1 pseudogene is annotated in these 301 nt (G+C 63.1%); it reads left to right on the top strand.

Annotated elements, in window-relative coordinates:
• Nucleotides 1-201, top strand: a pseudogene (locus EN818_RS31830) (glycosyltransferase family 2 protein); the annotation flags it as partial.
• Between the last annotated feature and the right edge of the window lie 100 nt (nucleotides 202-301).

Raw genomic sequence — 301 nt, 5'->3', positions numbered from 1 at the left:
GGTGGCGCGCTCGCGCTGGCCGGCTTTGTCGCGGACGTGCTGCTGGCGCTGCATTGGATTTTCGTCGGCGGCCCGATGGAGCAGTCGGTGCACCTGACCTTCGTGACCACCACAGCCTGTGTGGCCGGCATGTCCATGGTGCTGGCCGGCTTTGTGCTCAAGTTGCTGCTTGATAATCTGGACGTCAGGCGTGCGTTCTGACTGTTCGACCGGCCTGGCGGCGGAAGAGATAGCTGCGTGATCGAAAAGCCATTCCTGTCCGTCGTCATGACGGTCCACGAAGGCGCGGCATGGATTGGCG

It is taken from the genome of Mesorhizobium sp. M3A.F.Ca.ET.175.01.1.1 (assembly GCF_004791945.1).
Taxonomy (GTDB): domain Bacteria; phylum Pseudomonadota; class Alphaproteobacteria; order Rhizobiales; family Rhizobiaceae; genus Mesorhizobium.
Note: the sequence above shows the minus strand (reverse complement) of the source record. Positions and strands in the feature narration are given on the sequence as shown.